The sequence below is a fragment of the Rhodococcus sp. Z13_19A genome (assembly GCF_058133575.1).
Genome location: NZ_JBYUNN010000001.1, coordinates 1,374,606 through 1,400,911 on the forward strand (window position 1 = coordinate 1,374,606; position 26,306 = coordinate 1,400,911).

28 protein-coding genes are annotated in these 26,306 nt (G+C 72.4%); 14 read left to right on the forward strand and 14 right to left on the reverse strand.

Annotated features, from left to right (window positions below):
- The first annotated feature begins 54 nt into the window (after positions 1–54).
- Both AC3YNX_RS06410 and AC3YNX_RS06415 read left to right on the forward strand, forming a co-directional pair.
- A complete protein-coding gene (locus tag AC3YNX_RS06410) occupies positions 55–627 on the forward strand; it encodes a TIGR03086 family metal-binding protein (protein ID WP_489994928.1) in 573 nt (190 codons plus the stop codon).
- Positions 627–1,592 carry a TIGR03557 family F420-dependent LLM class oxidoreductase gene (locus tag AC3YNX_RS06415; protein ID WP_489994929.1) on the forward strand — a complete coding sequence of 322 codons (966 nt, stop codon included), beginning with the start codon at positions 627–629 and terminating at the stop codon, positions 1,590–1,592. The genes AC3YNX_RS06410 and AC3YNX_RS06415 overlap by 1 nt, the downstream gene beginning before the upstream one ends.
- Before the next feature lie 6 nt (positions 1,593–1,598).
- Here AC3YNX_RS06415 and AC3YNX_RS06420 read toward each other — a convergent pair whose 3' ends face one another.
- Together AC3YNX_RS06420 and AC3YNX_RS06425 are read right to left on the reverse strand one after the other, a co-directional pair.
- A complete protein-coding gene (locus AC3YNX_RS06420; RefSeq protein ID WP_489982508.1) occupies positions 1,599–2,111 on the reverse strand; it encodes a DUF4352 domain-containing protein in 513 nt (170 codons plus the stop codon).
- A 106-nt stretch (positions 2,112–2,217) separates the two neighbouring features.
- Positions 2,218–2,523, reverse strand: coding sequence for an antibiotic biosynthesis monooxygenase family protein (locus AC3YNX_RS06425; protein ID WP_127781856.1), 306 nt, complete (start codon positions 2,521–2,523; stop codon positions 2,218–2,220).
- Between the two features lie 55 nt (positions 2,524–2,578).
- Here AC3YNX_RS06425 and AC3YNX_RS06430 point away from each other — a divergent pair, with 55 nt between their 5' ends.
- Positions 2,579–3,334, forward strand: a complete 756-nt coding sequence (locus AC3YNX_RS06430) for an alpha/beta fold hydrolase (protein ID WP_489982509.1) — start codon at positions 2,579–2,581, stop codon at positions 3,332–3,334.
- On the opposite strand, the gene AC3YNX_RS06435 is transcribed toward AC3YNX_RS06430, so the two are convergent.
- Entirely contained in the window at positions 3,331–4,218 is an 888-nt protein-coding gene (locus tag AC3YNX_RS06435; protein ID WP_489982510.1) for an HhH-GPD family protein, read from the reverse strand. The genes AC3YNX_RS06430 and AC3YNX_RS06435 overlap by 4 nt on opposite strands.
- Positions 4,219–4,289: 71 nt before the next feature.
- Here AC3YNX_RS06435 and AC3YNX_RS06440 point away from each other — a divergent pair, with 71 nt between their 5' ends.
- A complete protein-coding gene (locus tag AC3YNX_RS06440) occupies positions 4,290–5,003 on the forward strand; it encodes a hypothetical protein (protein ID WP_489994930.1) in 714 nt (237 codons plus the stop codon).
- Between the two features lie 46 nt (positions 5,004–5,049).
- Here AC3YNX_RS06440 and disA read toward each other — a convergent pair whose 3' ends face one another.
- The 3 genes from disA to AC3YNX_RS06455 all read right to left on the reverse strand — a co-directional run bounded on the left by disA (position 5,050) and on the right by AC3YNX_RS06455 (position 8,305).
- Complete coding sequence (gene disA / locus AC3YNX_RS06445) at positions 5,050–6,114, reverse strand: DNA integrity scanning diadenylate cyclase DisA (protein WP_489994990.1); 1,065 nt, start codon at positions 6,112–6,114, stop codon at positions 5,050–5,052.
- An 81-nt stretch (positions 6,115–6,195) separates the two neighbouring features.
- Complete coding sequence (radA, locus tag AC3YNX_RS06450) at positions 6,196–7,551, reverse strand: DNA repair protein RadA (protein ID WP_127781860.1); 1,356 nt, start codon at positions 7,549–7,551, stop codon at positions 6,196–6,198.
- 151 nt (positions 7,552–7,702) lie between these two features.
- A complete protein-coding gene (locus AC3YNX_RS06455; RefSeq protein WP_127781861.1) occupies positions 7,703–8,305 on the reverse strand; it encodes a copper chaperone PCu(A)C domain-containing protein in 603 nt (200 codons plus the stop codon).
- Positions 8,306–8,594: 289 nt separating this feature from the next.
- On the opposite strand from AC3YNX_RS06455, the gene AC3YNX_RS06460 reads away from it, so the two are divergent.
- The 5 genes from AC3YNX_RS06460 to rlmB are packed head-to-tail and all read left to right on the forward strand — an operon-like array spanning position 8,595 to position 12,750.
- On the forward strand, positions 8,595–9,083 hold the full coding sequence (locus AC3YNX_RS06460) for a CarD family transcriptional regulator (protein ID WP_127781862.1): 489 nt from the start codon (positions 8,595–8,597) through the stop codon (positions 9,081–9,083).
- A gap of 13 nt (positions 9,084–9,096) precedes the next feature.
- On the forward strand, positions 9,097–9,771 hold the full coding sequence (ispD, locus tag AC3YNX_RS06465; RefSeq protein ID WP_489994931.1) for a 2-C-methyl-D-erythritol 4-phosphate cytidylyltransferase: 675 nt from the start codon (positions 9,097–9,099) through the stop codon (positions 9,769–9,771).
- A gap of 10 nt (positions 9,772–9,781) precedes the next feature.
- A complete protein-coding gene (gene ispF, locus AC3YNX_RS06470) occupies positions 9,782–10,252 on the forward strand; it encodes a 2-C-methyl-D-erythritol 2,4-cyclodiphosphate synthase (protein ID WP_127781864.1) in 471 nt (156 codons plus the stop codon).
- 24 nt (positions 10,253–10,276) lie between these two features.
- Entirely contained in the window at positions 10,277–11,767 is a 1,491-nt protein-coding gene (cysS, locus tag AC3YNX_RS06475; RefSeq protein ID WP_489994932.1) for a cysteine--tRNA ligase, read from the forward strand.
- Positions 11,767–12,750, forward strand: coding sequence for a 23S rRNA (guanosine(2251)-2'-O)-methyltransferase RlmB (gene rlmB / locus AC3YNX_RS06480; RefSeq protein ID WP_489982514.1), 984 nt, complete (start codon positions 11,767–11,769; stop codon positions 12,748–12,750). Before cysS ends, rlmB begins: the two co-directional genes overlap by 1 nt.
- A gap of 52 nt (positions 12,751–12,802) precedes the next feature.
- Here the strand turns inward: rlmB and otsB are convergent, their stop codons facing one another.
- Together otsB and kstR are read right to left on the reverse strand one after the other, a co-directional pair.
- Positions 12,803–13,561 (reverse strand): trehalose-phosphatase, encoded by a 759-nt coding sequence (otsB, locus tag AC3YNX_RS06485; RefSeq protein WP_489994933.1) that lies wholly within the window; start codon positions 13,559–13,561, stop codon positions 12,803–12,805.
- Between the two features lie 69 nt (positions 13,562–13,630).
- Entirely contained in the window at positions 13,631–14,272 is a 642-nt protein-coding gene (kstR, locus tag AC3YNX_RS06490; protein ID WP_127781868.1) for a cholesterol catabolism transcriptional regulator KstR, read from the reverse strand.
- Between the two features lie 116 nt (positions 14,273–14,388).
- Between kstR and AC3YNX_RS06495 the strand changes: the two genes are divergently transcribed.
- The gene (locus AC3YNX_RS06495; RefSeq protein WP_489994934.1) at positions 14,389–16,575 is read left to right on the forward strand and encodes an acyl-CoA dehydrogenase family protein; all 2,187 of its coding nucleotides are present in this window, start codon (positions 14,389–14,391) and stop codon (positions 16,573–16,575) included.
- Here the strand turns inward: AC3YNX_RS06495 and AC3YNX_RS06500 are convergent.
- Positions 16,572–16,883: a helix-turn-helix domain-containing protein gene (locus AC3YNX_RS06500; RefSeq protein WP_127781870.1), complete on the reverse strand. Its 312-nt coding sequence runs from the start codon at positions 16,881–16,883 to the stop codon at positions 16,572–16,574. The genes AC3YNX_RS06495 and AC3YNX_RS06500 overlap by 4 nt on opposite strands.
- A gap of 68 nt (positions 16,884–16,951) precedes the next feature.
- Between AC3YNX_RS06500 and map the strand changes: the two genes are divergently transcribed.
- Positions 16,952–17,734, forward strand: coding sequence for a type I methionyl aminopeptidase (gene map, locus AC3YNX_RS06505; RefSeq protein WP_489994935.1), 783 nt, complete (start codon positions 16,952–16,954; stop codon positions 17,732–17,734).
- A gap of 97 nt (positions 17,735–17,831) precedes the next feature.
- On the opposite strand, the gene AC3YNX_RS06510 is transcribed toward map, so the two are convergent.
- From AC3YNX_RS06510 to AC3YNX_RS06530, 5 genes are all read right to left on the reverse strand, one after another.
- On the reverse strand, positions 17,832–18,692 hold the full coding sequence (locus AC3YNX_RS06510; RefSeq protein ID WP_489982520.1) for a MaoC/PaaZ C-terminal domain-containing protein: 861 nt from the start codon (positions 18,690–18,692) through the stop codon (positions 17,832–17,834).
- Entirely contained in the window at positions 18,682–20,463 is a 1,782-nt protein-coding gene (kstD, locus tag AC3YNX_RS06515) for a 3-oxosteroid 1-dehydrogenase (protein WP_489994936.1), read from the reverse strand. Before kstD ends, AC3YNX_RS06510 begins: the two co-directional genes overlap by 11 nt.
- Before the next feature lie 211 nt (positions 20,464–20,674).
- Complete coding sequence (locus AC3YNX_RS06520; protein WP_489994991.1) at positions 20,675–21,733, reverse strand: 2Fe-2S iron-sulfur cluster-binding protein; 1,059 nt, start codon at positions 21,731–21,733, stop codon at positions 20,675–20,677.
- A gap of 4 nt (positions 21,734–21,737) precedes the next feature.
- Positions 21,738–22,112, reverse strand: coding sequence for a hypothetical protein (locus AC3YNX_RS06525; protein WP_127781874.1), 375 nt, complete (start codon positions 22,110–22,112; stop codon positions 21,738–21,740).
- Positions 22,113–22,117: 5 nt separating this feature from the next.
- Positions 22,118–23,299: a 3-ketosteroid-9-alpha-monooxygenase, oxygenase component gene (locus AC3YNX_RS06530; protein ID WP_127781875.1), complete on the reverse strand. Its 1,182-nt coding sequence runs from the start codon at positions 23,297–23,299 to the stop codon at positions 22,118–22,120.
- Between the two features lie 170 nt (positions 23,300–23,469).
- On the opposite strand from AC3YNX_RS06530, the gene hsaA reads away from it, so the two are divergent.
- From hsaA to hsaB, 3 genes are all read left to right on the forward strand, one after another.
- A complete protein-coding gene (gene hsaA, locus AC3YNX_RS06535; RefSeq protein ID WP_489994937.1) occupies positions 23,470–24,648 on the forward strand; it encodes a 3-hydroxy-9,10-secoandrosta-1,3,5(10)-triene-9,17-dione monooxygenase oxygenase subunit in 1,179 nt (392 codons plus the stop codon).
- A gap of 77 nt (positions 24,649–24,725) precedes the next feature.
- Entirely contained in the window at positions 24,726–25,628 is a 903-nt protein-coding gene (gene hsaC / locus AC3YNX_RS06540; protein WP_489994938.1) for an iron-dependent extradiol dioxygenase HsaC, read from the forward strand.
- Between the two features lie 2 nt (positions 25,629–25,630).
- A complete protein-coding gene (gene hsaB, locus AC3YNX_RS06545; RefSeq protein ID WP_489994992.1) occupies positions 25,631–26,191 on the forward strand; it encodes a 3-hydroxy-9,10-secoandrosta-1,3,5(10)-triene-9,17-dione monooxygenase reductase subunit in 561 nt (186 codons plus the stop codon).
- Positions 26,192–26,306: the final 115 nt, after the last annotated feature.

The window sequence follows — 26,306 nt, forward strand, 5'->3', positions numbered from 1 at the left end:
GTGCCTGGGGCGCCTCCGGATGCGTGCGCAGCTCGGCACCGGTAGACAGGGGACATGGCAACTCCCGACGAAGCCCCTGCCCGCGAGCTGCTCCAGGAGGGGTTCGACCACTTCACGAGGGTGGTGCACCAGCTGCCCGACGACGCGTGGACCAACCAGACGCCGTGTACGGACTGGACGGTGCGCGACCTGCTCAACCACGTGACGGCCGAGCACCTGTGGGCGCCGCGCCTGCTCGCCGGGGAGACCATGGCCCAGGTGGGTGACGCCTACGACGGCGACGTCCTGGGCGACGACCCGGCAGGTACGTGGGACACCGTGGAGATCGCCTCCCGCGAGGCGTGGGCGGCGGCGTCCGACGACACCACGGTGGACCTGTCCTTCGGGCCCACCCCGGCCGGGGAGTACGCCGAGCAGATGCTGCTGGACCTCACCGTGCACGCCTGGGACCTGGCCAGGGGCGCCGGCGTGCCGGACGACACGCCAGACCCGGCTGCGGTGCTGCACGTGCTGGCCTACGTCCGCGACAACAACCTCGCCGGTGCGTCGGTGTTCGGCCCGCCGGTGGAGACCAGCTCGGACAACCCGATGGAGCAGCTGGTGGCGCTGCTGGGGAGGAAGCCCTGATGGTGCGCATCGGCTACACCCTGCTCGGGGAGCAGGCATCGCCCAAGGACCTGGTGGCCAACGCGGTGGCTGCCGAGCAGGCCGGCTTCGACCTCGCCGTCGCCAGCGACCACTACTTCCCGTGGCTGGACGCCCAGGGCCACGCGCCGTTCGTGTTCTCCGTGCTCGGCGCGGTCGCCCAGGCCACCGACACCATCGACCTGATGACCTACGTGACCTGCCCCATCAAGCGCTACCACCCGACGGTGGTCGCCCAGATGGCCGCCACCGTCGACCTGCTCGCCGACGGCCGGTTCACCCTGGGGCTGGGCTCCGGGGAGAACCTCAACGAGCACGTCACCGGTGGTGGGTGGCCCCCGGTGAACGTCCGCCACGAGATGCTGGCCGAGGCCATCCAGATCATCCAGGCGCTGTTCACCGGCGAGTACCTCAGCTACCGCGGCGACCACTACCAGGTCGACTCGGCCAAGCTGTGGGACGTGGGCACGCCGCCACCCAAGATCGGGGTGGCGGTCTCCGGGCCGCAGTCGTGCGAGCTGGCCGGCGAGCTGGCCGACGTGATGATCGGCACCGAGCCCAAGGCTTCGCTGGGGGAGGCGTTCGACCTGGCCGGCGGTGCCGGCAAGCCCCGGGTCGGCCAGGTTCCGGTCTGCTACGACCCCGACCGGGACACCGCGGTGGAGCGGGCCCACGAGCTGATGCGCTGGTTCAGCCTGGGCTGGAAGGTCAACTCCGAGCTGCCCGGCACCGCGGCGTTCGCGGCGGCCTCGGCCAACACTCGTCCGGCGGACGTGGCCGAGTCGATCGCCTGTGGCCCGGACGTGGAGCTCTTCGTCGAGGCCGTGCGGCCCTACGTGGAGGCCGGGTACACCGAGGTGGCGCTGGCGCAGGTCGGGCGCGGATCCCAGGCCGACTTCATCCGGTGGGCCGAGGCCGAGCTGTTGCCCGAGCTGCGCAAGCTGTAGGCGCCGTCAGGGCAGGGTGATCGGGGAGCGCTCGCTGCTGGTGCCGAGGTCGCCGCGCACCACCAGCGTGAGCCCGCGGGTGGGCTGCTCCGCCGGCAGCTGGTAGACCAGCTTGCCGCGCTTGGAGGCGTTGGGCTCCAGGGTGTCCGACAGAGACCCCTGGCCCACCGGCGCGGTCAGCCTGGTGTCACCGTCGTAGAGACCGAACCCGAGCATGGTGGGCACCATCTTCACCTGCCCGGTGAGGTTGGTGACCTCCACGTCCAGGGCGATCCACCGGGTGCCGGCCGCCGGCTTGAAGATCGACGTCGGGTTGGTGTACGGGTCCTCGACGCCGAGCACGCTCGCCTTCCAGCCGCCGGCCTGGGCCCGGCCGACCTCGCCAGCCGGTGCCGCGGGGCTCGTCTCCGCCGCAGCGGGGTCGGCAACCGCCTCGCCCGGCTCGGCGGAGCTGCAACCCGCGCCGACGAGCACGGTGGTGGCAGCAAGCAGCGCGGCTGCCGCAGGGCGCAGGTGCATCGGAGGACCCTTCAGGGGCTGAGGACTTGTCGGCACACGATAAGGCGCGCGCAGCGACGGAACTACCTGCCCCCCACCGCAACCGGATCCAGGGGTGAGCGTGTGCTCAGCTGGGGTCGACGTGCAGCACCACGTCGAACTCCAGCAGCGAGGCACCGGTGGCCACGGGCTTGGCCCGCTCGCCGGCGTGTGCCGCCATGCCCGAGCCCTCGGCCCAGGCCTGGTAGGAGGCCTCGTCCTCCCAGCGGGTGTAGACGAAGTACCGGCTGTCGCCGCCGGTCGGGCGCAGCAGCTCGAAGCCGAGGAAGCCGGGTGAGCCCTCCACCGCTCCGGCCCGCGCCGCGAAGCGCTTCTCCAGCTCGGCTCCGGCGCCCTCGGGGACCTCGATCGCGTTGATCTTCACAACAGCCATGGCGCGAGGTTACCTGCGGGCGGGTGCGCGCCGGTGGTGGGTAGCGTCCTGCCTCGTGCTGCACGACTACGGGGGTGCCGGCCCGCCCATCCTCCTGCTCCACGGGCTGATGGGACGGGCCCGCACCTGGGTTCGCTGCCTGCCGTGGCTGCGCGAGCACGGCCACGTCTGGGCCCTGGACGCCGCCGGCCACGGCGACGCGCCAGCGCGGGGCCCCTGGCACACCGAGCGCTTCGTCGCTGACGCCGCCGCCGCGGTGGAGCGCATCGACGCCGGCCCGGTCGCGGTGCTCGGGCACTCCATGGGTGGCCTGCACGCCTGGTGCCTGGCGGGGACCCGGCCCGAGCTGGTGCGCGCGCTGGTGGTGGAGGACATGGCACCGGACTTCCGGGGGCGCACCGCCGTGGGCTGGATGGCGCAGCTGGAGCAGTGGCCCGTGCCCTTCACCGACCCGGACGAGGTGCTGGCGTTCTTCGGTCCGGTGGCCGGGCGCTACTTCCTGGAGAGCTTCGACCACCGCTCCGACGGCTGGCACCTGCACGGCGAGCTGGCGCACTGGTTCGCCATCGCCGAGCACTGGGGCAGCCGGGACCACTGGGCGCAGTGGCAGGCCGTGCGGGCGCCCAGCCTGCTGCTGGAGGCGGAGCACTCCTTCACCCCGCCCGGGCAGATGGCGCAGATGGCTGAGGTGGCTGCGGCGCCGTGCACGCACCTGGTGGTGGCTGGGGCCGGGCACCTGGTGCACGACGACGCGCCACAGGCCTACCAAGCGGCGGTGGAGGGGCTGCTGCGCTCGCTGCCAGCGGGCTAGCTGGTGGCCGGCTCGCCCTCGCCGGCCAGTGCGAACAGACCGGCGGCGGTCTGCTCCACCAGCCCGTCGGTGAGCAAGGAACCCAGCGCACGGTCGCGCTGCACGGGGTCAGCCGGCCAGACCACGTCCAGCTGCGTTCGCTGCACCGGCGTGGTGCTGGTGCGCAGCACCTCCATCAGCAGCCCGCGCACCTGTCGGTCGGTACCGGCGAAGCGCTGCCCGGGACGGCGGGGCTCGGTGCTGGCCGGGCGGCCCAGCGCCACCCACCGGCACTCCTGACGGACCGGGCACTGCGGGCAGCCGGGGTTGCGGGCGGTGCACACGGTGGCGCCCAGCTCCATCAGCGCCGCGGAGAACACGGCGGCGCTGGGCACGTCCTCGGGCAGCATCGCGGCCACGTCGGCCAGGTCACGGGTGGTCGAGGGCAGGCCGGGCTCGGCGCGCCCGTGCACGGCCCGAGCCACCACCCGGCGCACGTTGGTGTCCACCACCGGCACCCGCTGACCGTGGGCGAAGCAGCACACCGCCCTGGCGGTGTAGGCGCCGATGCCGGGCAGGGTCAGCAGGGTGTCCACGTCGCTGGGCACCACCCCGTCGTGGCGCTCGACGATCGCGGTGGCGCAGGCGTGCAGCCGGACGGCGCGGCGCGGGTAGCCCAGCCGGCCCCAGGCGCGGAGCACCTCGGCCGGCGACGCCGCGGCCATGTCGGCGGGCGTCGGCCACTGCTGGACCCACTGCAGCCACACCGGCGCCACCCGCGCCACGGGGGTCTGCTGGAGCATCACCTCGCTCATCAGCACCCCCCAGGCGGTGGTCCCGGGCTCCCGCCACGGCAGCGCCCGCGCCGTCGCGGCGAACCAGGTGTTGAGCACGTCGGAGTCCACGGCAGAACCGTACGTGCGACACGCGGGGGTGCTGCACCCTGCACCCGGGGGCAGGGCGCTACCTTCGGCTCGTGCTCAAGCCCGTGGGACCGGAGTCCCGAGACGTCTACCTGCGACGACGCGCTGCGCTGGTCGGAGTGGCAGTGGTCGTGATGGTGGCCGTGGTGTGGCTGCTCACGTCCGTGGTCGGCTCCTCGCCAGGAGCTCCGCAGCCCGCCACCGCAAGACTCACCTTGCCGCCGACCCCCGCCGCGCCCTCGGACACCCCCGCCCCGTCCACCGCGGGCACCGCCACGGCGCCCTCGGCCACCGCTGCAGCCGCCCCCACGCAGCCCCCGACGGCACCCCGCCCCGCGCCGGTGGTGCTGGGCAGCGACGGCGTGCCGGTGCAGCCCTGCAGCGACTCCGCGGTGGAGGTCCGGGCCGAGTCCGCCGCCCCTGGTTACCCGCGCGGCACCCAGCCGGTGTTCCGGCTGCTCTTCAGCAACACCAGCACCGAGCCCTGCGCGCTGGACGTGAGCCCCAACCGGCAGCAGGTGGTGGTCTACCGCGCCGCCGACAAGGCCCGGGTGTGGTCGAGCAGCGACTGCTCGCCAGGCACCACCACCGAGGCCCGCGCGCTGGCTCCCGGGGAGCAGGTGGTCTACAGCGCCCAGTGGTCCACCAACACCTCCACCGAGGGGTGCGCCACGCCGCGCACGCCGGTCCCGCCGGACCGCTACCTGGTGATGGCGGTGCTGGGGGCACGGCAGAGCCCGCCGGTGCCCTTCGCGATCGTGGAGTGAACCCAGTGGAGTGAACCCAGTGGGGGCGAGTGCAGCAGCAGTGCTGCTACCCGTAGCGCTCCACGATGCTGGACTCCGCCAGGCGGGACAGCCCCTCCCGGACGTAGCGGGCCCGCGCCTCGCCCACCCCGTCCACCGTCTGCAGCTCGTCGGCGGTGGCGGCCAGCAGCGCCTGCAACGAGCCGAAGGCATCCACCAGCCGCTCGATGACGGGGCCGGGCAGCCGGGGGACTCGGGCCAGCAGCCGGTAGCCGCGCGGCGACATCGGCATGTCCAGGCTGTCCACCGAGCCGGGCAGCCCGAACGACCGGGCCAGGGTGGTGAGGTCGATGAGGTCCTGCGGGGTCAGCGCGTCGAGCGCGTCGAGCACCGGCCCCAGGGCGGCGTGCTGCACGTCGTCGCCGGGCAGGTAGTCGCGCACCACCAGCTCGCGGTCGTTGTCCGTGCCGCCGGCCAGCTCGGCCAGCTGCAGGGCCAGCAGCCGCCCGTTGGTGCCCAGCTCCACCACGTCGCCGGTGATCTCGGCGGAGATGCGCCGCACCATCTCCAGGCGCTGCACCACCGTCATGGCGTCGCGCAGGGTGACGAAGTCCTCGATCTCCAGCGCGGACAGCTGCTGGGTGACCTCGTCCAGGCGTGACTTGTACCGCTCCAGGGTGTCCAGCGCCTGGTTCGCGCGGGACAGGATGGTGGCCGAGTCGTCCAGCACGTGGCGGACGCCGTCGACGTAGACGCTGATGATGCCCATGGACTGGCTGACCGACACCACGGGGTAACCGGTCTGCACCGCGGTGCGCTCCGCGGCCCGGTGCCGGGTACCGGTCTCGCCGGTGGGCACGGTGTAGTCGGGCACCAGCTGCACGTTGGCGCGCAGGATGCGGGTGGCGTCGGTGGAGAGCACCACGGCGCCGTCCATCTTGGACAGCTCCCGCAGGCGGGGCGGGGCGAACTCGATGTCCAGCTCGAACCCGCCGTCGCTGATGGTCTCCACCAGCTCGTCGTAGCCCAGCACGATGAGCGCCCCGGTGCGGCCCCGCAGGATGCGCTCGAGGCCCTCCCGCAGCCCCGTGCCCGGCGCGAGGCGGGCCAAGGTCGTGCGCAGCGCCGACATCGGCTGCTCAGCCACTCACTGTCCCCTCGTTGCACCCGGTCAGGCGCCCCCGGGCGCCGCGTTGTTGCCTATCGTGCCTGATCAGCCGAAGAGCACTCGTAGCGCGCTAGGGATGTCGGCCACAACGGTGGTCCGCACCCCCGGCGGCATGGGCCCGGAGTCGGGCGGGACGAGGGCGTGGGTGAATCCCAGCCGGCGCGCCTCGGTCACCCGGCGATCGGTGCCGGCGACCCTCCTGACCTCGCCGGCCAGGCCCAGCTCACCGATGACCACCAGATTGCTGGGCAGGGCCCGGTCGCTCGCGGCCGAGGCGACGGCCAGCGCCAGGGCCAGGTCAGCGGCCGGCTCGGTGACCCGCATGCCGCCGACCGTGGCGGTGTAGACCTCGGCGTCGGAGACCTTCACCCCGCCGCGGCGCTCGAGCACGGCCAGGATCATCGCCACGCGGGAGGAGTCCAGCCCGCTCACCGCGCGGCGCGGGGTGGCCTGGCTGGATGGGGCCACCAGGGCCTGCACCTCGCACAGCAGGGGCCGCTTGCCCTCCACGGCCACGGTGACGGCCGTTCCGGGCACGGCGGCCCCCTGGTGGTGCAGGAAGAGCCCGGAGGGGTCGCTGACTCCGTGGATGCCGTCGGCCCGCAGCTCGAAGCAACCCACCTCGTCGGCAGCACCGAAGCGGTTCTTCACCCCCCGCACCATCCGCAGGGTGGAGTGCTTGTCGCCCTCGAAGTGCAGCACCACGTCCACCAGGTGCTCCAGCGAGCGGGGCCCGGCCACTGCACCGTCCTTGGTGACGTGACCGACCAGGATGATCGGCAGCCCGCGGGCCTTGGCCAGCGAGGTGAGCGCGGCGGTGATGGCGCGCACCTGGGTGACGCCACCGGGCACGCCGTCCACGTCGGCGGCGTACATGGTCTGCACCGAGTCGACGATGAGCAGCTCGGGCTGCACCTGGTCCACGTGGCTGAGCACGGTGGCCAGGTCGGTCTCCGCCGCCAGGTACACCTCGGGGTGCACGGCGTCGGTCCGCTCGGCCCGCAGCCGCACCTGCGCGGCCGACTCCTCGCCGGTGACGTAGAGGGCCTTGCTGCCCGGTGCCCACTGGCGGACCACCTCCAGCAGCAGGGTGGACTTGCCCACGCCGGGCTCACCGGCCAGCAGCACCACCGCGCCCGGCACCATGCCGCCCCCGAGCACCCGGTCCAGCTCGGCCACCCCGGTGGGCCGCACCGTCGCGGTCTGCAGGTCGACCTCGGTCATCGGGACGGCGGGAGTGGCCGGGACCAGTGCGGTGGCGGAGCTGCGTCCGCCGACCGAGGTCAGCGCCGGGGCCTCGGCGATCGAGCCCCACTCGCCGCACTCGGGGCAGCGGCCGACCCACTTGCTCAGGGTGTGCGCGCACTGGGCGCAGCGAAAGGTGCTCCGGGGTTTGGCCACCGGGTCAGGCTAGGCGGCGCCCCCGACAGGCCCGGACGCCGTGCCCGACCTTGACGCGATGCCCGGCCCGGACGCGACACCCGGCCTGAACAGACACAGCCCCGGCGCCGTGGGCGTCGGGGCTGCGTCTTCAGCTGGGGTCGAGCGGCGGTCAGTGACCGCCCTTGCTGTCGGAGTGCTCGCCGGTCGATGCCTTGGGGGTGGGGCGCTCGGTGGTGGCCGGTGCGCCCATCGGCACGGGCAGCGTGATCTGGCCGGCGCGCTCGAACGTGAAGGTGACGTCCACCGTCGGGCCGGGGCCGACGTCCTGCTTGAGGCCCTCGAGGGTGGCCGTGAGCTGGCCCTCCTTGTCCGTCGAGCGGCCCGGGGCCACTGCGGCGGCACTGGGCTGGGAGCTGTTCGGCGCGGTGGCGACCAGGTTGGTGCCCGCGCCGATGTCGGTGGCGCCGGAGAGCGTCACCTCCTGGGCGGCAGCGCTGCTGACCGAGACCAGCTTGTCGCCCTGCACGCTGGGGTTCGCGACGGTGAAGAGCAGCGGGGCGCTCTCGCCGGACCGGTAGTAGTACTGCTCGCCGACCGGGGCGGCGATGGTGGCGTCGAGCACCGTCAGCTCGCCGACGCGGGCGGTGGCGCCGTTGACGGCGGCAACCTGGCTGCCGATGGTGTTGACCTGCCCGGCGCCACAGCCGGCAAGCAGGGTGACCGAACCCACGGCCAGCGCGGCGCCGATGGCGGCCTTCACGGAACTTCTCATGGGGCTCGCCGAGCTTCCCAACCAGATCACTGTGCGTCCTCTCAGACGGTGCGCGGCCCGGGGCCGATCGATCGCCGTACGAGCGCGGTTGCGCCTCGACTCGAACAGGCAGACTAGTGGTTGTGGTAGTGCATCGGTCAGACCGGGTCGATTAGGCACGTTCGGGGCGGGTTGTCAACCCCCGTCACAGGGGCCACGCTCCCGATCCTAGGCCCCTGACCTGCGAAGACGTTCAACCTGCAGGTCAGCCGCATGCTAGACTGCTGGGAGCGAAAGGGGCTGCGAGCAGATGATTTTCAAGGTCGGCGAGACTGTCGTTTACCCCCACCACGGTGCTGCGCTCATCGAGGCAATCGAGACGCGCACCATCAAGGGTGAGGAAAAAGAATACCTAGTTCTCAAGGTTGCACAGGGCGACTTGACCGTTCGCGTGCCGTCCGGCAACGCCGAGTACGTGGGCGTCCGTGACGTGGTGGGCCAGGAGGGCCTGGACAAGGTGTTCGAGGTGCTCCGCGCCCCGCACACCGAGGAGCCGACCAACTGGTCCCGGCGGTACAAGGCCAACCTCGAGAAGCTCGCCTCTGGTGACGTGAACAAGGTGGCCGAGGTCGTGCGCGACCTCTGGCGGCGCGAGGAGGACCGCGGGCTGTCGGCCGGCGAGAAGCGCATGCTAGCCAAGGCTCGGCAGATCCTGGTGGGCGAGCTCGCGCTCGCCGAGGGCACTGACGAGGAGAAGGCGACCAGCATCCTCAACGAGATTCTTGTCGAGGCCTCCTAGCCGGACGCCCGGCGTGGGTGAGGTCGTCGCGGTCGTGCCGGCCGCGGGTCTCGGGCTGCGGCTCGGTTCGGACGTGCCCAAGGCGTTCGTGCAGCTGGCGGGCAAGACGCTGCTGCGACGCAGCGTCGACGTGCTGCTCGGCGTCGACGGCCTCGCCCTCGTGGTGATCGTCGTCGCCCCCGATCTCGTGTCGGAGGTCGCCGAGCAGTACGCGGACGAGGCGACGCTGGTGGTCGCCGGCGGCGCGGAGCGCTCGGAGTCGGTGCGCGCCGGGCTGGCCGCCGCCGTGCAGGCGGTGCCGGGTGCCCGGTACGTGCTGGTGCACGACGCCGCCCGTGCGCTCGCCCCGGCGGAGCTGGCCTGTGACGTGGTGAACGCCCTGCGCGCCGGGGCCGTGGCCGTGGTGCCGGCCCTGCCGGTGGCCGACACCATCAAGGTGGTGGACGCCGCCGGGCTGGTCACCGCCACCCCGGAGCGAGCCACCCTGCGCGCGGTGCAGACCCCGCAGGGATTTCACGTGGACGTGCTGCGCACGGCCCACGCCCAACAGCTGATCGCCACCGACGACGCCGCGCTCGTGGAGCGTGGCGGCTCGCCGGTGCACACGGTGCCCGGCCACCCGCTGGCCTTCAAGATCACCACCCCGCTGGACCTGCGGCTGGCCCAGGCCCTGCTGGCCGAGCAGTGAGGACGACCCCGTGCGGGTAGGCATCGGCACCGACGTGCACCCGGTGGAGCCCGGTCGGGAGTGCTGGGTGGCCGGGCTGCTGTTCCCCGGGGTGGACGGCATGGCCGGGCACTCCGACGGCGACGTCGCCTGCCACGCGCTGTGCGACGCCCTGCTGTCGGCCGCCGGCCTGGGTGACCTGGGTGCGGTGTTCGGCACCGGCAGGCCCGAGTGGGCCGGCGCCTCCGGCGTGCAGCTGCTCACCGAGGTGCGCCGACTGCTCACCGACGCCGGTTGGCAGCTGGGCAACGCCGCCGTCCAGGTGATTGGCAACACCCCCAAGGTGGGTCCGCGCCGTGTGGAGGCGCAGACCCTGCTGTCGGAGGTCCTTGGTGGGCCCGTGTCGGTCTCGGCCACCACCACCGACGGGCTGGGGCTCACCGGCCGCGGCGAGGGCGTGGCTGCCACCGCAACCGCGCTGCTGGTGGCGTCTGCGGGCTGAGGCAGGCCGGTAGCATGGCCCGTTGTGAGCCTGCACCTGTACGACACCGCCACGCGCACGCTGCGTGAGTTCGTCCCGCTGAAGCCGGGGCAGGCGTCCATCTACCTGTGCGGCGCCACCGTGCAAGGGGTCCCGCACATCGGGCACGTGCGCAGCGGCGTCGCCTTCGACGTGCTGCGCCGCTGGCTGGCGCACAACGGCAGCGACGTGCTGTTCGTCCGCAACGTCACCGACATCGACGACAAGATCCTCACCAAGGCCGCCGACCACGGCCGGCCGTGGTGGGAGTGGGCCGCGACGCACGAGCGCGCCTTCGACGACGCCTACGCCGCCCTCGGGGTGCTGCCGCCCTCGGTGTCCCCGCGCGCCACCGGACACGTCACCCAGATGATCGAGCTGATGCAGCGCCTCCTCGACACCGGCCACGCCTACGCCGCCGAGGGCAACGTGTACTTCGACGTGGTCAGCTACCCCGCCTACGGGGAGCTCTCCGGGCACCGCCTGGACGACGTGCACCAGGGCGAGACCTCGGCCGCCGGCAAGCGTGACCCCCGCGACTTCACCCTCTGGAAGGCCGCCAAGCCCGGCGAGCCCTCCTGGCCCACCCCGTGGGGCCACGGTCGTCCCGGCTGGCACCTGGAGTGCTCGGCGATGGCACGCGCCTACCTCGGGCCGCAGTTCGACATCCACTGCGGCGGCCTGGACCTGGTGTTCCCCCACCACGAGAACGAGCAGGCGCAGAGCCGCGCGGCCGGTGACGGGTTCGCCTCCTGCTGGATGCACAACGGCTGGGTGACCCTGGGCGGGGAGAAGATGTCCAAGTCGCTGGGCAACGTGCTCTCGGTGCCCGAGGTGCTCAAGCGCATCCGGCCGCAGGAGCTGCGCTACTACCTCGGCGGCGCCCACTACCGCTCGATGATCGAGTTCTCCGAGCAGGCACTGCAGGAGGCCGCGGCCGGCTACCGGCGCTGCGAGTCGTTCGTGCACCGGGTGCGGGAGCGCGTCAGCGCCCCGCCCGTCGGCGAGGTGACGGCCGAGTTCGCCGCTGCCATGGACGACGACCTCGGTGTCCCGGCCGCGCTGGCCGTGGTGCACGGGCGCGTCCGGGAGGGCAACACCGCACTGGAGGCCGGCGAGCACGCCGCGGCCCTGGAGGCGGCGGCGAGCGTGCGGGCCATGTTGGACATCCTCGGCGTCGACCCGCTGCACCCGCACTGGGCGGCGGCCGAGCACTCCGCGGGCACCGACCACGCGCTGGAGGTGCTGGTGGGCGCCGAGCTCGAGCGCAGGCAGGCTGCCCGCGCCGCCAGGGACTTCGCCACCGCCGACGCCGTGCGCGACCGCCTCGCGGCCGCAGGCGTGGAGGTCACCGACACCCCCGACGGCCCGCAGTGGAGCATCCGCGACGCGGCCCCGGCACCCAGCACCACCACCACCCCCGCACCGGGCTCCCCCGGGCAACCAGACACAGATGCTCAGCAGCGGACTGCAGCACCACAGGAAGAGGTCCACTGATGGCAGGCAACTCCTCGCGCCGCGGCGCGGTGCGCAAGGGCGACGCCAAGAAGGGCGCCACCGTCGGCTCCGGCGGCCAGCGCCGCCGGGGTCTCGAGCCCCGCGGCGCCACCCCGCCCGCGGAGGAGCGCACCAAGCACGCCGCGCACCGCCGCGCCAAGGCCAAGGCGAAGGCCGCGCAGACCGGGGGTCGCCCCAGCAGCGGTGGCCGGGGCCGCCCCGCGGGCAAGCCCGTGGACGGGCCGGAGACCGTGCTGGGCCGCAACCCCGTGGTGGAGTGCCTGCGCGCCGGCGTGCCGGCCACCGCGCTCTACATCGCAGTGGGCACCGAGTCCGACGAGCGCCTGGACGAGAGCGTGCGCTACGCCTCCGAGCACGGCATCGCCATCCTCGAGGTGCCCCGCACCGACCTCGACCGGATGAGCAACAACGGGCTGCACCAGGGCGTGGGTCTGCAGGTTCCGGCCTACACCTACGCCCACCCCGACGACCTGCTCTCCCGCTCCCGGGCCGACGGCGGGGCCCCGCTGCTGGTCGCGCTGGACAACGTGACCGACCCGCGAAACCTCGGGGCGGTGATCCGCTCGGTGGCGGCCTTCGGCGGCCACGGCGTGGTGATCCCGCAGCGGCGCAGCGCCAGCGTCACGGCCGTGGCCTGGCGCACCAGCGCCGGGACCGCCGCCCGGCTGCCGGTCGCCCGCGCCACCAACCTCACCCGCACCCTCAAGGACTGGGCGGGCAAGGGCATCACCGTGGTCGGCCTGGACGCCGAGGGCGACACCAGCCTGGACGACTTCGCCGCCGCCACCGAGCCGCTGGTCATCGTGGTGGGCTCGGAGGGCAAGGGGCTCTCGCGCCTGGTGCGGGAGAGCTGCGACGCCACGTTGAGCATCCCGATGGCCGGCCCGGTGGAGAGCCTGAACGCGTCGGTGGCCACCGGCGTGGTGCTGGCCGAGATCGCTCGGCGCCGCCGACAGGCCTGACCCGGCCTGACCCCCGGCGGGCCTGCGGAGCCGGGGGTCACGCGCTGGCTGGTCAGGCGCTGCGGAGGTCCAGCAGCACCCGCAGCGCTGACAGCACGTCGTCGATCTCGCCCACCCGGTAGCGGGCGGCGCTGACACCCTCGCCGACCTTCACGCCCACGTCGTCCGGGCGGAGCACCCGGAACGCCTTCTCGTCGGTCACGTCGTCGCCGAAGAACACCACGGCGGTCGCCTCGTGCTGCTCGCGCAGCAGGTTCAGGGCCAGCCCCTTGTCGGTCTCGATGACGGCCAGCTCGATCACCGCCTTGCCCTCGGTGACCTGCACCCCTGACCAGGTGGCGGGGCCCAGGCGCACCAGCTCCAGCACCTGCTTGCCCACGTCCATGGCGGCGTTGCGCACGTGCACGGCGATGCTGGCCGGCTTCACCTCCAGGCTGACTCCGGGTCGGTCAGCCGCGATGGCCTGCAGGGTGGCGTGCAGCCGCCGGTGCAGGTCCAGCTCGGCGGGCCCCTGGGGCCGGGTGAAGCCCGCGGCGAACTCCGCGCCGTGGCTGCCCACCAGCTGCACGTCGGCACCGGCGCCGGACAGCACCGCCAGGTCGTCCCTGGCGCGCCCGGAGACCAGCGCCACGGCGGTGTCGGGCAGGTCGGCCAGGGCGTGGAGCAGCTCGATGGCGTCCTCGCGCGGGAAGGCCTGGCTGGGGTCGCTCACGAACGGCGCGATGGTGCCGTCGTAGTCCGACGTCACCAGCAGCCGCGGGGTGGCGGCGATCGTCTCGAGCGCGGCACAGAGGTCGACGGGCAGTCCCATGGCAGAGAACTTACGTGGGCTGGGCCGCGAGGGCGCCCGAACCGGCTGGGCGGTGACCGCCCGGGTGGCTCAGGCAGTGGGGTCGGCGGGCGCAGTGGACTCGGGGGGCGAGGTGACGTCCTCGTGGCTGAGCAGCAGGCGGGCGGTGAGGTCGAGGCGGTTGGCCACGTCGGTGGCCGAGGCCCGCCGGGTGACCCAGGCAACCAGGTTGGCCAGCCACACGTCGCTGATCACCCGGGCCACCGCGCGCTGCTCGTCGGTGGGCTCGGCGGAGAACATGGCCTTGGCGAACATCGTGTCCATCAGCCGGCCCACGGCATCCACCTCGGCGGACACCGAGGCGTCGGCGAACATGAACGCCCGGGTCATGGCCTCGGTCGTGTTCGGGTCGCGCTGCATGCCGTTGGTGGTCTGGCGCAGGATGCGGCGGGCCCGCTCGTAGGCGGTGTCGCCGGGGGCGGGCAGCCGCGAGGCGCGCTCGTGCAGCCGCTGCAGCTCGCGCTCCAGGGCGGAGACGAGCAGGTGGATCTTGGAGGGGAAGTACCGGTACAACGTGCCTACCGCGACATCGGCCTTCTCCGCCACCGCGCGCATCTGCACGGCGTCGTAGCCACCCTTGGAGGACAGCGCGAGCGTGGCGTCCAGGATTCGCTTGCGCCGCTCCCGCTGGGCCGAGGAGCCCGATCCCTCGTCGGTCGGCTTGGTGGCCATGCTGAGTTCCTAACACGCGTGGGGTGGCACTGCCCGGCAGAAGACTGGAACACGTTCTACCCTGTGGGGAAATCTTATCGCTCTCTCCGTGCAATTCCTCATCAGGAGTGAACTCAGTGTCGATCGCCACCACCGACGAGCAGCGCGCCGTGCAGGACGCCATCCAGGCCTGGGCCGACCGGGCGCACCCGGCGGACGCCGTCCGCGCTGAGCAGGACGCGCCCCGCGCCGCCTGGAGCTCCTTCGCCGAGCTCGGGTTCCTCGCGGTGGGGCTGCCGGAGGAGCTCGGTGGCGCTGGCGGGACCACCGTGGACCTGGCCGTGGTGGTGGAGGCGGCCGCCGCGGCGCTCGTGCCCGGACCGCTGGTGGGCACCGTGCTGGCGGGTCAGGTGCTGCTGCGCTCCGGGGCCCCGGCCGCCCAGAAGCTGCTGCCCGCGCTGGCCGAGGGTGCGCTCAGCCTGGCGGTGGCCCTGGACGCGGGCTCCCTGGTCGCCGAGCGGGACGCCGACGGCGCGCTGGTGGTGAGCGGCTCGGTCGGGCCGGTGCTGGGTGCGGACGCGGACACCGCCCTGGTGCTGGGCACCACGGTGGGCGCCGACGAGGTGTGGTTCGTCCTCGACGCCGGAACGCCGGGGGTGCACCTGGACCCGCGCCAGGCCAGCGACCTCTCCCGCAGCCTGGCCCACGTGCGCCTGGAGCAGGTGCGCGTGCCGGCCGAGCGGCAGCTGGAGCGGATCAGCTCGGCGGAGGTGCGCGACCTGGCCGCCTGCCTGTTCGCCGCGGAGTCAGCGGGCGTCGCGGGCTGGTGCCTGCGGACGGCCACCGAGTACGCCCGGGTGCGCGAGCAGTTCGGTCGGCCGATCGGCTCCTTCCAGGCCGTCAAGCACCTGTGCGCGGAGATGCTCACCCGGGAGTCGCTGGCCACCGCGGTCGCCTGGGACGCGGCCACGGCCTGGGACGCCGCCACCGAGGGGCCCGGCACTGGGAACGCCGCCACCGAGCGGGCGCTGGCCGTGGCGGTCGCCGCGGCCGCCGCGCTGGACGCGGGGGTGGACAACGCCAAGGACTGCATCCAGGTGCTCGGCGGCATCGGCTTCACCTGGGAGCACGACGCGCACTACTACCTGCGCCGTGCGCTGGTGCTGCGCCAGCTGCTCGGCGGCAGCGGCCGCTGGCGCCGGCGCACCGCCGACCTCGCCCTCGGCGGGACCCGGCGCTCGCTCGGCGTCGACCTGGGGGAGCAGACGGAGGCCGGCCGCGCCGACGTGCGCCGGCAGGCCGAGCAGATCGCGGCGATGGCACCCGGTGAGCAGCGCCAGGGCCTGGTGGACGCCGGCTTCCTCGCCCCGCACTGGCCGCGCCCGCAGGGCCTGGACGCCAGCCCTGCCCAGCAGCTGCTGATCGACGAGGAGCTGGCCCGGGCCGGGGTGAGCCGGCCGGACATCGTCATCGGCGCCTGGGCCGTGCCGACCATCCTGGAGCACGGCACCCCGGAGCAGGTGGAGCGCTTCGTGGGGCCCACCCTCACCGGCGAGGTGCGCTGGTGCCAGCTGTTCAGCGAGCCCGGCGCGGGCTCGGACCTGGCCGCGCTGCGCACCAGGGCGGTGCGGGTGGACGGCGGCTGGAGGCTGTCCGGGCAGAAGGTGTGGACCTCGCTGGCCAAGCAGGCCACCTGGGCCATCTGCCTGGCCCGCACCAACCCCGACGTGCCCAAGCACCGCGGCATCACCTACTTCCTGGTGGACATGAGCACTCCGGGCATCGACATCCGCCCGCTGCGGGAGATCACCGGCGACGCCCTGTTCAACGAGGTGTTCCTGGACGACGTCTTCGTGCCCGACGACGCGGTGGTCGGGGAGGTCGACGGCGGCTGGAAGCTGGCCCGGACCACGCTGGCCAACGAGCGGGTGGCGATGGGTGGCGGCTCCAGCCTTGGGGAGGGGGTGGAGGCGCTGCTGCGGCTGGTCGCCGAGCGCGGGCTGGACACTGACCAGAGCGTGCGGGAGACCCTGGGCGTGCTGGTGAGCGAGGGGCAGGCCCAGTCGGTGCTGGAGGTGCGCACCACGCTGCGCCAGCTGGACGGGCAGGACCCCGGCCCGGAGTCGAGCGTGCGCAAGCTGGTGGGGGTGCGGCACCGCCAGGCGCTGTCGGAGGCAGCGCTGGAGCTGCTCGGCCCGGACGCCGCCGAGGCGGGCCCGCTGCTGCGCACCTTCCTCAACGACCGCTGCCTGTCCATCGCCGGCGGCACCACCCAGATCCTGCTCAACGTGGCCGCCGAGCGGATCCTCGGCCTGCCCCGCTAGTCCGGCAGCGGGACTGCGACCTGCGAGGCCAGTCGCTTGGCGCGAGCCGGCCCCCCGCCACCCTCGGGCTGGTTGACCTCGCCCCAGACCGCGTCCAGGGAGAGGCCGAGAACGCCGGCGATCGCGGCGACGGTCGGGAAGGACGGGGTGGCCACGCGGCCCGACTCGATCTTGCGCAGGGTCTCCGGCGACACACCAGCATCGAGCGCGGTCTCCAGCATCGAGCGCGCCCCCCTGGCCCGGCGGAGCACCGCACCCAGGCGCTGTCCGCGCTCGAGCTCTGCAGGGGTGAGCGGCAACCTGACCATGACGCCAATTCTAGTACCGGGATACCATGGCCGGGATAGTTGTTGGCTACCCGTGAGGAACGCGCCACGTGATCGAGATCCTGAACCCCTCCCAGCTGGCCCGCGCGAAGGAGGCGGGTGCGCTGGTCGCGGACATCTTGCAGACCCTCAGGGGCCGCAGCGCAGTCGGCACCAACCTCCTGGAGATCGACCGGTGGGCCCAGGCCCTGATCGCCGACGCCGGGGCGCTGTCCTGCTACGTCGACTACGCGCCGTCCTTCGGGCGCGGGCCGTTCGGTCACTACATCTGCACGGGCGTGAACGACGCCGTGCTGCACGGCCTGCCGCGCGACTACGCCCTCGCCGACGGCGACCTGCTGTCGCTGGACCTCGCCGTCACCAAGGACGGCGTCGCTGCCGATGCCGCCATCAGCTTCATCGTGGGCGACGCGCAGCCCCCGGAGAGCGTCGCGATGATCGAGGCGACCGAGCGCGCGCTGCACGCGGGGATCGCCGCTGCCGGCCCGGGAGCCCGCATCGGGGACATCTCCCACGCCATCGGGACGGTCCTGCGCGAGGCGGGGTACCCGGTGAACACCGAGTTCGGCGGTCACGGCATCGGCTCGACGATGCACCAGGACCCGCACGTGGCGAACACCGGACGGCCCGGCCGTGGGTACAAGCTGCGCCCCGGCCTGCTGCTCGCGCTGGAGCCGTGGGTCATGGCCGACACCGCAGAGCTCGTCACCGACGCCGACGGGTGGACGCTGCGCAGCGCGACCGGCTGCCGGACCGCCCACAGCGAGCACACCATCGCCATCACCGGTGACGGCGCGGAGATCCTCACCCTGCCCTCGCGCGCGCACGCCTGAGCTCGCGGCCGGCCATGGTGCGGCCCGACCGATGACTGCGGCCCCCGCCCGGATCGGGTGGGGGCCGCAGTCGGGTCGGCGGTGGTGCCTCGCAGGCTCAGGCGGTGGTCAGCACACCGTCGGCGAGCACCGGGGCGTCGTCGCGCTCCACCACGCTGGCGGTGACCAGGTACTGGCCGTCGTCCTCCCAGATGCGGGTGCGCAGCGTCTCGCCCGGGAACAGCACGCCGGCAAAGCGCACCCCGAAGGAGGCCACCTTGCTGGTGTCGCCCCCGAGCACGGCGTCCACCACGGCCTTGCCGGCCACCCCGTAGGAGCACAGCCCGTGCAGGATGGGCTTGTCGAAGCCGGCCGCCTTGGCGAACTCGGGGTCAGAGTGCAACGGGTTGCGGTCGCCGCACAGGCGGTACAGCAGCGCCTGCTGCGGCAGGATCGGCGACTCCACCACGTGGTCGGGCGCCCGGTCGGGCAGCTCCACCTTGTCGGAGGGGCCCCGCTCGCCGCCGAAGCCGCCCTCGCCCCGGGCGAAGATGCCCGACCGGGTGGTCCACAGCGGGTTGCCGTCCGCGTCCACGGTCTCGCCCTCCTGGATGATGACGGCGGCCTTGCCCTTGTCCCACACCTCGGCGATACGGGTGCGGGTGGTCGCCGTGCCCGCGGTGGGGATCGGGCGGTGCACCGTCACCTTCTGGTGTCCGTGCACCACCTTGGCCAGGTCGATCTCCACACCCGGGAAGGAGACCTTGGGGGCCTCGGTGGCGTGGAAGCTGGCGGCCACGGTGGCGAAGGTCGGCAGCACCTGCAGCCGGTCCTCCAGCACGTAGGCCAGCTCCTGGGGGTCCAGGCTGTGCGCCCCGGCTCCCACGCCCAGCTGGTAGAGCTGGACGTCGGAGGCGGTCCAGGAGAAGGTCTGCTCGGGAAGCTCCGCGCCGAGTGCGACGGAGAGATCAATGGGCACTGGTGGCCGCCTTCGTGTCGTTGTTGTCGGGCTTGTTGCCGGCCTTGCGGGCGGCGATGTCCAGAGCGGCCAGGTAGCCGAAGGTCATCGCAGGGCCGATGGTGGCGCCCGGCCCGGCGTAGGTGTGGCCCATCACCGGCCCGGAGGCGTTGCCCGCAGCGTAGAGGCCCTCGATGGCCGAGCCGTCCTCGCGCAGCACTCGGCCGTTGACGTCGGTGCGCATGCCGCCCTTGGTGCCGAGGTCACCGGGCACGATCTTCACCGCGTAGAACGGTCCGACCTCGAGCGCGCCGAGCGTGGCGTTGGGCTTGTTGCAGGGGTCGCCGTAGTACAGGTCGTAGCCGCTGTCACCGCGGCCGAAGTCCTCGTCCTTGCCCTTGGCGGCGAAGCCGTTGAAGCGCTCGACGGTCTCGCTCAGCACGTCGGCGGGCACCTCGATGCGCTCGGCCAGCTCGGCGATGGTGGAGCCCTTGACGATGACACCCGCCTTGAGCCAGCGGCCGGGGAACGGTGCGCGCGGCTGCAGGCCGGCGAACATGTACCGGTTGCGGTAGCGGGTGTCGATGATCATCCAGGCCGGCACGTTCTCGCCCGGACCCTCGCCCTGGCCGTGCTCACCGCCGTACATGCGGTGCACGGCCTCCACGTAGGGCGCAGCCTCGTTGAAGAACCGCTTGCCGCGGGTGTTGACCATGATGCCGCCGGGCAGGGTGCGCTCGGCCAGGCAGAACCAGGGGCCGCCGGTCAGCGGGATGGACGGGCCCCACCAGGCGTCGTCCATGAGGTCCAGCGCGGCGCCCAGCTTCTGTCCCGCCAGGATGCCGTCACCGGTGTTGGCCTTGGCGCCCACCGTCCACTCGGTGCCGATCGGGCCGCGCTGGTACTTCTTGCGCATCTCGTCGTTGTGGTCGAAGCCGCCGCTGGTGACGATGACGCCGTGACGGGCGTGCAACACGGACACCGCGCCCTCCCGCAACACCTCCACACCCGTGACCCGGCCGTTGGTGCTCACCAGGTCGCGCATCGGGGTGTCCAGCAGCACCGGCACGCCGGCGTCCAGCAGCCCCGCGCGCAGCCCGCCGGCCAGCGCCTGGCCGCGTCCGACGAGAGCCTTGCCGGTGGCGCGGCTGTACATCCAGCGGGCACCCACCCGCAGCACCCGTGCGGGACCGCGGGGGTTGCGCATCATCAGGTTCAGCCACTTGAAGTCAGCCTGGGTCACCACCACGCCCAGCGGTGCCTTCGCCACGTCGGGCTCGAGGTTCTCGGCCTCCTTGCCCAGCTTCTTCAGGTCGAACGGCTTGGGCTCCACCGAGCGGCCGCCCAGGCGACCACCGGGCGCCTCGGGGTAGTAGTCGGAGTAGTTGGGCACCCAGGTCAGCTTGAGCGGGCTGTTGCGGAGCACGAACGACAGCATCTCCGGGCCGCGGTCGAGGTAGGCGTCGATGCGCTCCACGGGCACGTCCTTGCCGATGATGCTCAGCAGGTAGGTGCGGGCCGCCGCGGGAGTGTCGTCGGTGACCCCGGAGGCCTTGAGCGCCTCGTTGTTGGGGATCCAGACGCCGCCGCCGGACCGGGCGGTGGAGCCGCCGAAGTGCTTGGCCTTCTCCACCAGCACCACCGACAGGCCCTGCTTGGCCGCCGCGAGCGCCGCGGTCATGCCAGCCGCCCCGCTGCCCACGACGACTACGTCGTAGGTCTCGTCCTGGCCGCGCGCGGGCGCCGCGCTGCTGGTGTCGGTTGGCGTCTGCTCGGCCTCGTTCGCACCCATGGATCCTCCACTTGGTCGGGCTGCAACAGGTTGTAGCTGTTGCGCTCAGGATCGCCATCCTAGGCGCACGAACAGGCACGATGGCTCTGCGCAGGCAGTGGAACCTGTTCCAGTAGCGGGTGGCCTGGGGGCGGCGGGGCCGGCACGCAGGACGCCCGGTCGCCGTGCGGCAACCGGGCGTCCCGCGGTGGTCGGCCGACCGCGTGGCGGCCTACTCGGAGTAGGTGACCTTGACCGTGTCGGTCATCGGCAGTGCCTGGCAGGCGAGCACGAAGCCGTCCGCGAGGTCCTGGTCGTCCAGGATCTCGTTGACCAGCATCTTCACCTCGCCCTCCTTGACGATGCAGGCGCAGGCGCTGCACGCGCCCTGGCGGCAGGAGAACGGCGCGTCGATGCCCTTCTCCAGCAGCAGGTCCAGCAGCAGGGTGTCGGCCGGCCACTCCAGGCTGTGCACCGTGCCGTCGAGGTCCACCTCGACGGTGGCTGCCGTGCCGGCATCCTCGGCGGACACCTCCTGCTGCGTCGGCGCGAAGGGGTCGCCGATCAACGACTTGAACAGCTCGACGTGGATCTGGTGTCGGTCCATGCCGAGCTCGCGCAGCGCGTGCGTGGCCACGTCCATGAACGGGCCCGGCCCGCAGATGAACGCCTGGTAGCCGATGAACGGCCGGGACAGCTCCTCCAGCTGGGCGCGGGAGGGCAGGCCCTGCACGCTCTCCAGCCAGTGGATGACCCGCAGCCGGTGCGGGTGCTCGGCGGCCAGCTCGCGCAGCTCGTCGGCGAAGATCACCGACTTCTCGTCCCGGTTGGCGTAGAGCAGCACCACCTGGCCGTCGCCCTTGGCGAGAGCCGACTTGAGGATGGCCATCACCGGGGTGACGCCGCTGCCCGCGGCGAGCAGCAGGAAGTCGTCGTCCAGCGACTTGGGCACGAACAGTCCGGCGGGCGGCAGGACCTCGATCGTCATGCCCGCGGTCACGTGGTCGCACAACCAGTTGGACCCGTAGCCGTCGGAGGTGCGCTTGGCGGTCACCTTGAGCACGCCGTCGGTGTGCGGCGAGCTGGACAACGAGTAGCAGCGCGCCACCGAGCCGGTCTGGTCGCTGGGGATGCGCAGCGTGAGGAACTGCCCCGGCTCGTAGGCGAAGCGCTCCTTGGCCTCGGCCGGGATCTCGAAGACCAGCGACCGGGCGTCGTGGGTCTCCTCGACGACGTCGAGCACTCGCAGCAGGTGCGAGTGTGCCCCTGTGGGCACCGACTCGGCGGTCACCGTCTCAGTCACTGTCACTCCTGTTTCCGGCTTCCCCGTCGGGGTCGCCCACCTGCAGCATGCCTTCGGCCACTGCGTAGCTGATGCTGGCCCTCAGTCTGGGGCAGGTGTCGGGCAGCGCGGTCATCGACCCCGTGCTCGTTCCGGCCCGCAGCTCGGGACAGCTCTCCTTCGCGCGCGTCGTCCACTGGATGCTGGTGTGCTGCTTGCTGTTCTTCTTCACCAGCACGCGCGTCCCGCAGGTCCCGCAGTCGACGGGCTGCAATCCTGCCGTGGTGTACAGCAGCTTGTCAGCCTCAGTCTCAGCGTGCAGGCGCTCGGCGACCTCGCGCTGGTTGGCGAAGCTGGGTGCCTTGGCCCAGGTGGCGGTGTCGGCCATGGTGCTCAGACCTCCTGGGAGGTCTTGGCGGCCTCGGCCTCGGCCTGCATCCGCCGCATGTTCTCCTGCACCTCGGCCTCCCAGTTCTCGTTCGCGTGGGTGGTGTCCACCTCGAACTCGAAACGCTGGGTCATCTCCTCGGTGACCTGGTCGACGTCGACGTAGAACTGCTCGTACCAGCGACGCAGCTGGTAGACCGGGCCGTCCTCCTCGGTCAGCAGCGGGTTCTCGATCTTGGTCTTGTTCTTCCAGATCTCCACGTCCTGCATGAAGCCCTCGCCCACGCCCTCGGCGAACTTGCGGCCGATCTTCGCGGCCGTCTCGTCGCTGACGCCCTGGGGCTTCTTGACGATGACGCCGTACTGCAGCACGAACTTGTTGGCCGAGACGGGGTAGTGGCAGTTGATGAGCACGCTGTCCACCTCGTAGCCGCCGTACTTGTTGACCAGCGGGTTGATCATGTACGAGGGGCCGTAGTAGGCGGCCTCGGACTCGACCAGCGTCTCGGTGCCGGCGTACTGGGTGGACATGCCGACGTCGGGGCGACCGCGGCTGTTCATGTACTGCGAGGCGATGTGGCCCTCGAAGATGTTCTTGAAGTACAGCGGGAAGGCGTAGTGCACGTAGAAGAAGTGCGCCATGTCCACGACGTTGTCGATGATCTCGCGGCAGTTGGAGCCCTCGATGACCAGCGTCTCCCAGGTCCAGTCGGTCCACTCGTCGCTGAAGGCGCCCTCGATGCGGGGGATGGTGACCTCCGCCGGCGGCGGGTTGCCCTCCGGGTCGTTCCACACGAAGAGCTGCTGGTTCTGCTCCATGGTGGTCCAGGCGGCGGTGCGGGCGCGCAGCGGGACGCGCTTGGCGTAGGGCACGGCCTTGCACTTGCCGTCGCCGCCCCAGCGCCAGTCGTGGAACGGGCAGGCCACCGTGTTGCCCTTGACCTGGCCCTGGGAGAGGTCGCCGCCCATGTGGCGGCAGTAGGCGTCGAGCACGCTGATCTTGCCGTCCTCGCCGGCGAAGACCACGAGCTTCTGGCCGAATGCCTCGATGGAGTGCGGCTTGCCGTCGCGGAAGGTGTCGGCCAGGCCGATGCAGTGCCAGCCGCGGGCGAAGCGGGTCTGCAGCTCGCCGACGTCGATCTGCCGCACCTCGTCGGTGTCGTGTGCGGTGCTGCTGGTCTGGGTCATCTTGGTGCCTCCGAGCTAGGGCCGATCTGGTGGTAGAACACGTTACAGAATGGGTGGCTAAATCGCCAGCGCGAGTGGCCTCGACACGAATTGGAACATGTTCTAGTCTGGGCCGCAGAAGACGGTGCCGCACGGTCGCCAGGCACCCCGGCCAGACACGGGAGCACGGGATGAGCGAAGTAGGCGGACACGACGTCCTGGCCGGTGTGAGCACGCTGCTCCCGGCGTTTCGGGCGCGTGCGCAGGAGGCGGAGGACCTGCGTCGCATCCCCGACGCGAGCATCAAGGAGCTGCAGGAGCTCGGCTTCTTCCGGTTGCTGCAGCCGAAGACCTACGGCGGCCACGAGGCAGACCCGGTGACGTTCTACTCGGTGGTCAAGGAGATCGCCGCCGCGTGCGGCTCCACCGGCTGGGTCTCCTCCATCATCGGGGTGCACAACTGGCACCTGGCGCTGTTCCCCAAGCAGGCGCAGGAGGACGTGTGGGGGGAGAACCCGGACACCCGCATCTCCTCCTCCTACGCCCCCATGGGCAAGGGCGTGATCACCGAGGGCGGCTACCGGCTCACCGGCAAGTGGTCGTGGTCCTCCGGCTGCGACCACGCCACCTGGGTGATGGTGGGTGGCCCGGTGCTCAACGGTGACGGCAAGCCGGTGGACTTCTGCACCTTCCTGGTGCCCCGGCCGGACTACACCGTCAACGACGTCTGGGACGTCGTCGGCCTGCGCGGCACCGGCAGCAACGACATCGTCATCAACGACGTCTTCGTCCCGGCCCACCGCGTGCTCAGCTTCATGGACATGAGCAACGGCACCGCCCCGGGCCTGGTGGAGAACACCGCCGCGCTGTACAAGATGCCCTGGGGCACCATCCACCCCACCACCATCAGCACCCCCATCGTGGGCATGGCCGCGGGTGCCTACGCCGCACACGTGGAGCACCAGGGCAAGCGGGTGCGGGCCGCGTTCGCGGGGGAGAAGGCCAGGGACGACCCGTTCGCCAAGGTCCGCATCGCCGAGGCCGCCAGCGACATCGACGCCGCCTGGCTGCAGCTCGCGGGCAACGTGGCCGCCGAGCACGCGCTGCTCGCTGCCGGCGAGGAGGTGCCGATGTCGTTGCGCCTGCGGGCCCGCCGGGACCAGGTGCGCGCCACCGGCCGCGCCATCGGGGCGGTGGACCGGCTGTTCGAGAACTCCGGCGCCAGCGCCCTGCAGAACGGCACGCCCATCCAGCGCTTCTGGCGCGACGCCCACGCCGGCCGGGTGCACGCCGCCAACGAGCCCGAGCGCGCCTACGTGATGTACGGCAGCGGCGAGTTCGGGCTGCCGATCACCGACTCGATGGTCTAGACAGGGGCCACGCAGGACCGAGCCGGCCCGTCCGCGCTCGCTGACCGTTCGACCGACTTCGGAGTGGGAGTGACGTGATGGGGATCCGTTCGCTGGCGTACATGCGCATCGAGACCACCGACATGGCCGCGTGGCGGGAGTACGGCCTCAAGGTCCTCGGCATGGTGGAGGGCAAGGGTGCCGATCCGGCGGCGCTGTACCTGCGGATGGACGACTTCCCGGCCCGGCTGGTCATCGTCCCCGGCGAGCACGACCGGCTGCAGCTCTCCGGCTGGGAGACCGCCAACGCTGCCGAGCTGGACGACGTCCGCGCCCGCCTGGACGCCGCCGGGGTCCCGTTCAAGGAGGGCACCGCCGAGCAGCTGGCCGACCGTCGGGTGGTCGGGCTGATCAGCTTCGCCGACCCCTCGGGCAACACCCTGGAGGCGTTTCACGGCGCGGCCCTGGAGCACCGCCGGGTGGTCAGCCCCTACGGGCACCGCTTCGTCACCGGCGAGCAGGGCCTGGGCCACGTGGTGCTGTCCACCGACGACGACGCCGCCGCGCTGACCTTCTACCGCGACGTGCTCGGGTTCCGGCTGCGCGACTCCATGCGGCTGGCTCCGGAGTTCGTCGGCCGGGCGCCGGACAGCGAGCCGGCGTGGCTGCGCTTCTTCGGCTGCAACCCGCGCCACCACAGCCTGGCCTTCCTGCCCATGCCCACCCCCAGCGGCATCGTGCACCTGATGATCGAGGTGGAGCACTCCGACGACGTCGGACTCACCCTGGACCGCGCGCTGCGCCGCAAGGTGCCGATGTCGGCGACGCTGGGCCGGCACGTCAACGACCAGATGCTCTCCTTCTACATGAAGACCCCGGGCGGCTTCGACGTCGAGTTCGGCTGCGAGGGCCTGCAGGTGGAGGACGAGGGCTGGATCGCCAGGGAGAGCACCGCGGTGTCGCTGTGGGGACACGACTTCAGCGTCCGGGGCCAGCAGTGAGCCTGACCGACGCTGCCTTCGACTCCACCCGCTTCCGCACCGTCCTCGGCCAGTTCGCCACCGGCGTCACCGTGGTCACCGCGGTCGCCGACGGGGTGCCGGTGGGCTTCGCCTGCCAGTCCTTCGCCGCGCTGTCGCTGGACCCGCCGCTGGTGACCTTCTGCCCGGGCAGGCTGTCCCGGGCCTGGGCGGCCATCCGCAGCTCGGGCCGGTTCTGCGTGAACGTCCTCGCCGACCACCAGCGCGACGTCAGCTCGGTGTTCGGCTCCCGCGCCGAGGACAAGTTCGCCGGGCTGACCTGGTTCCCGTCGCCGGGCGGTTCTCCGGTGCTCGACGGCGTGCTGACCTGGGTGGACTGCGTGATCGAGGACGTGCACCCCGGCGGAGACCACGACATCGTGGTGGGCCGGGTGGAGACGCTGGGCCAGCTGGGGCACGAGCGTCCGCTGCTGTTCTACCGGGGCGCGTACACCTCGGTGGACCTCGGGGACACCGGCCCCGCGCCCGAGCGGACCGACCTGGAGGCCTTCCTCACCTGGCCGCGGCACGACGACTGGGTCTAGTCCGGACTCGTGGCCCCACCCGCCGCGGGTCGGCGGGCAGCGCCGCGCGGCTGACTGGCCCAGGGCGATGCCCGGACCCAGGGTGAACGTGTTCTAAAGTGGAGCCGATCACACC